At 70.2% G+C, this 4480-nt stretch carries 4 protein-coding genes; all 4 read right to left on the bottom strand.

The annotated features are described in order from the left end of the window. On the bottom strand, positions 1-2189 hold a 2189-nt coding region (locus MHO01S_RS16020; RefSeq protein ID WP_060959934.1), incomplete at its 3' end, for a phosphoketolase family protein. Positions 2190-2247: 58 nt separating this feature from the next. Next, positions 2248-3108, bottom strand: coding sequence for a F510_1955 family glycosylhydrolase (locus MHO01S_RS16015; protein ID WP_060959933.1), 861 nt, complete (start codon positions 3106-3108; stop codon positions 2248-2250). A 117-nt stretch (positions 3109-3225) separates the two neighbouring features. After that, positions 3226-3840: a DUF305 domain-containing protein gene (locus MHO01S_RS16010; protein WP_060959932.1), complete on the bottom strand. Its 615-nt coding sequence runs from the start codon at positions 3838-3840 to the stop codon at positions 3226-3228. A gap of 99 nt (positions 3841-3939) precedes the next feature. Beyond that, positions 3940-4410 carry a DUF6153 family protein gene (locus MHO01S_RS16005; RefSeq protein WP_060959931.1) on the bottom strand — a complete coding sequence of 157 codons (471 nt, stop codon included), beginning with the start codon at positions 4408-4410 and terminating at the stop codon, positions 3940-3942. Positions 4411-4480: the final 70 nt, after the last annotated feature.

Below are 4480 nucleotides of genomic sequence, written 5' to 3'. Positions count from 1 at the left end.
CCGTGCACGTGCAGGTTCTGGTGCCCGGCGCGCTTGTAGGTGAGTCGGTGGATCAGCCACGGGTAGCCGTGGTAGGCGAAGATCACCGGCTTGTCGGGAGTGAAGATCGCATCGAACTCCCGGTCCGGGAGACCGTGCGGGTGCTGGTCCTCGGATTGCAGCCGGGTCAGGTCGACCACGTTCACCACCCGCACTCTCAGGTCGGGGATGTGCTCGCGCAGCAGCGCCGCCGCGGCGAGGGTCTCGAGGGTGGGGACGTCGCCGGCGGCGGCGAGCACCACATCCGGCTCGGTGCCTTCGGTTTCGGTGCCCGCCCACGGCAGGATCCCGAGCCCGCGGGTGCAGTGCTCGATCGCCTCGTCCATCGTCAGCCACTGCGGGGCGGGCTGCTTCCCGGCGACGACGACGTTGATGTACCCGGCCGAGCGCAGGCAGTGGTCGTAGGTGGACAGCAGCGTGTTCGCGTCGAACGGCAGGTAGACGCGGACGATGTCGGGGCTCTTGTTCAGGGCGAGGTCGATGAACCCGGGGTCCTGGTGAGAGAACCCGTTGTGGTCCTGCCGCCAGACGTGGCTGGAGAGCAGGTAGTTGAAGCTCGGGATCGGGTCCCGCCACGACACCTCCCGGGCCGCTTCGAGCCATTTGGCGTGCTGGTTGAACATCGAGTCGACGATGTGGGTGAACGCCTCGTAGCAGTTGAACAGCCCATGCCGGCCGGTCAGGACGTAGCCCTCGAGCCAGCCCTGGCACTGGTGCTCGCTGAGCACCTCCATCACCCGCCCAGTCGGGGCCAGGTGCTCGTCGACGGGCTCCACGGCCGCGTTCCACTGCTTGCCGGTGGCCTGGTAGACGGGTGGGGCGAGCCGGTTGGAGGCGGTCTCGTCCGGGCCGAAGATGCGGAAGTTGTCCGGGTTGTCCCGGATCACCCCCGCCAGCCACTCGCCCAGCACGCGGGTCGCTTCCCCGGTTCCCGCACCCCGCTCGGCCGGGTCGACCGGCTGCGCGTGCTTGTGGAAGTCCGGGAGCCGCAGCGGGACGGTGAGTTGTCCGCCGTTGCCGGCCGGGTTCGCGCTCATCCGCCGATCCCCGTCCGGGGCGATCGCGACCGTGGCCGGGCGGGGGGCGCCGGTCACGTCGAACAGCTCGTGCGGGCGGTAGGACGCCAGCCAGTCCTCGAGGATCCGCAGGTGCTCGGGATTGTCGCGGACCTCGGCGAGCGGCACCTGGTGTGCCCGCCAGGTGCCCTCCACCGGCAGACCGTCGATGATCTTCGGGCAGGTCCACCCCTTCGGGCTGCGCAGCACGATCGCCGGCCACGCCGGCCGCCCCTCCAGCGTCCCGGCCGCCGCGGCGGCCTTGATGTCCGCGATCTCATCCAGCACCGCATCCAGGACCGCCGCGAACGTCGCGTGGGACTCCTGCGGGGTCTCGCCATCGAAGCCGACCGTGACGACGTGGGGGTGATGGCCGTAGCCGCGCAGCAGCGCGACCAGCTCTTCCTCGGGGATGCGGGACAGCACGGTCGGGTTGGCGATCTTGTACCCGTTCAGATGCAGGATCGGCAGCACCACCCCGTCATGGGCGGGGTTGAGGAACTTGTTGCCGTGCCACGCGGTCGCCAGCGGCCCGGTCTCCGCCTCCCCGTCACCGATCACGCAGGCGACCAGCAGGTCGGGGTTGTCGAACGCGGCCCCGTAGGCGTGCACGAGGGAGTAGCCCAGCTCCCCGCCCTCGTTGATCGACCCGGGCGTTTCCGGGGACGCGTGCGAGGGGATCCCGCCCGGGAAGGAGAACTGCCGGAACACCGCCCGCAGCCCCTCTTCGGTGCGGTCGATGCCCGGGTAGCGTTCGGTGTAGGTGCCGTCGAGGTAGGCGTTGGCGACCATGCCGGGTCCGCCGTGCCCGGGCCCGGTCACGTACAGGGTGTTCAGGTCGCGGTCGCGGATGGCGCGGTTCAGGTGGGCGTAGAGGAAGTTCAGGCCCGGGGTGGTGCCCCAATGCCCCAGCAGCCGCGGCTTGATGTCGTCCCGGCTGAGGCGGTGGCGCAGCAGCGGGTTCCCCTGCAGGTAGATCTGCCCGATGCTCAGATAGTTCGCCGCCCGCCACCACGCATCCACCGCCGCCAACTGCTCGGCGGTGGCATCAGTGGTGCGGTGCGCCCACGCGGGGGGTGCCGGTGTGGGGGTCATGGTCGGTCTCCTTCCGATCCGCGACCGCTCGGGTCGCGCCAGGTGCGAATGACGGTGGTCATGGTGTTGCCGCCGGGATGAGAACGGTGGCGGTGGTGTCGCGGATCCAGACCACGCCGCGGTCATCGACCAGGACGATCGCACCGTCCCCGGTGACCCCGAGGGCTTGGACGGTTCCCGTGGTGGTGCCGACGTTCTCCCAGCCGGTGCCGACTAGGCGTCGCAACGTCCCGTCGGTGTCCACTCCGACCACCCCACCGGTTGGGTCGGTCTCCACCAGGTACAGCACTGGCGCGTCCGGCGCCGGGGTGAAGGTGGCGCCACCGTCGGTGCTGTGCTGCAGCCCGTCCTGGGTGGCGGCGTACAGGGTGCCGTCGGTCGCGGCGGCCAGGTCGACGGCGGGCAGCTCGGCACCGTCCGCCCAACTCTGCCCGCCGTCGCTGCTGGTGCGCAGCAGCAGCCGGGAGGATCCGATCCCGTACAGGGTGCCGTCGCCGGTGACGGTGAGGACGTGGAAGTCCTCTTCCCCGGTGAACGCGACCGGTTCCCACGAGGCGCCGGCGTCGAGGCTGCGGATGATGCCGAGGTTGGGGGCGCCGAGCTCCGCCGGGGTGGACGGGCCGGGGTGCCCGGACGCGTAGAGGGTGTCACCGGTAGCGGTCAGTCCCATCGCGTCCAGGTCGATGCCACCGACCGGGCCGGTGACGGTGCCGTCCTCGCCCAGCGTGTACAGGCCGGTGTGGGTGCCCAGCAGCACGGTGCTGTCACCGGCGTCGACGATGCCGTGCACATGCCCGAACCCGGCCGCGGTGCCCGCGGGGGCATCGGGCTCCGCAGGGGTGGTGCTGCAGCCCGTGAGCAGCAGCGCGACGGTGACGGTGGCCGTGATCGCCAGTCTGCGGGTGGTGGGAGAGATCATGAACGGAGGTCCTTTCCGTGCGGGTACGCCGGATACCGGTGACCGCACAGGGGTCGAGGGTGGGGCCTCGGACGGGACCGGCATCGGGAGCGCGGGTCCCGTCCGAGGGGTACCGGGTCAGAGGCTGGCGAGGATGTCCTGCATCGTGGTGATCTCGGCGGTCTGCCCGTCGATGATCTGCTGCGCGAGGGCGGCCACGTCCGGGTTCTGCCCGTCGGTGAGCACCGACTGCGCCATCGTCACGGCGCCCTCGTGGTGGGCGATCATGCCGTTCAGGAACAGGCGGGTCGCCTCGACCCCGGTCGCGGCATCCAAAGCGGCCATGTCGTCCTCCGACATCATCCCGCCGCCCATGTCCATGCCATCCATTCCGGACATGGAGTCGTCGTACGGGACGCCCCACTCCTCCAGCCAGCCCTTCATGGTCTGGATCTCCGGGTCCTGTGCGGCCTTGATCTGCTCGGCGAGGTCCACCACCCGCTCGTCGATGCCGTCTTTCGCGAGGATCTGATCGGCCATCTCGATGGCCTGCTGGTGGTGCGGGATCATCATGGTCACGAACATCTCGTCCGCGGCGTTGAACGCGGCGGCGGACTGGGAGGGGGCGGTGCTGGTCATCCCCCCGGGTCCGTGGTCCATGCCGGGCATGGTGCCGTCGGTGGGGGCGCAGCCAGCGAGCACGAGCACGGTGGCCAGGGCGCCGGCGGTCAGCGCGAGAGTACGAAAACGCATCAGGGGTGTCCTTATCTATTCAGTCGGTGAGGGTCTGATTCACTGCCCGGGAGGGCACGGTGCAGCATCCCCAGCGGGGTCGCCGGGGTGCAGACGGACTCAGGTGCGACTGATGGACAGGACAAGCAGTGAAGGCGGGCGGGGATGCGGCAACCCGACCAGCAGAGTCCGGGTATGGGAGCGCGAGCGGGCTACGGCGTATGTGAGAAGGGCACGGGACGTCGGGGCGAGCAGGACGATCGCCGCGGCCAGCAGCGCCAGCACGCACACCATCATCAGCAACGAATGATCCGGCACCCCCGCAGGGGTGCCGCACCCGTCCTGGCAATGACCCCCAGCGGCCTCCGCCGCAGCTGTGGTCATCGGCGTATCGTCGGCAGCGGCTGGTGCGGAGCCGACCTGGCTGTGCGTGCTCATCGCGCTGGTCTCTGATGCCAGGGCGGGCTGGTGGGAACCGGTCAGGACGTGCATGGACAGCAGCCCGGTGATGATCGCCAGGGCGATCGGAGCGGCCAGCAGGAGCCGTCGCACCCCGGGGGTCAGACGCGCGTGCGAGCGAATCACGTTCACGACCGACCTCCTTCCCGTCCAGGGTAGCGGTGCCCTGCCTCCGCGACACGGTCAGAACACCACGCACGGG

Source organism: Microbacterium hominis NBRC 15708 (assembly GCF_001592125.1).
Classification (GTDB): Bacteria; Actinomycetota; Actinomycetes; order Actinomycetales; family Microbacteriaceae; genus Microbacterium; species Microbacterium hominis.
The sequence above is the reverse complement of the archived record's forward strand: the minus strand, read 5'-3'. Positions and strand labels throughout refer to the sequence as shown.

What these genes read in the sequence shown, in the direction of transcription:
- MHO01S_RS16010 (WP_060959932.1), bottom strand. Translation starts at nt 3,840, where the DNA reads ATGCGTTTTCGTACTCTCGCGCTGACCGCCGGCGCCCTGGCCACCGTG.
- MHO01S_RS16015 (WP_060959933.1), bottom strand. Translation starts at nt 3,108, where the DNA reads ATGATCTCTCCCACCACCCGCAGACTGGCGATCACGGCCACCGTCACC.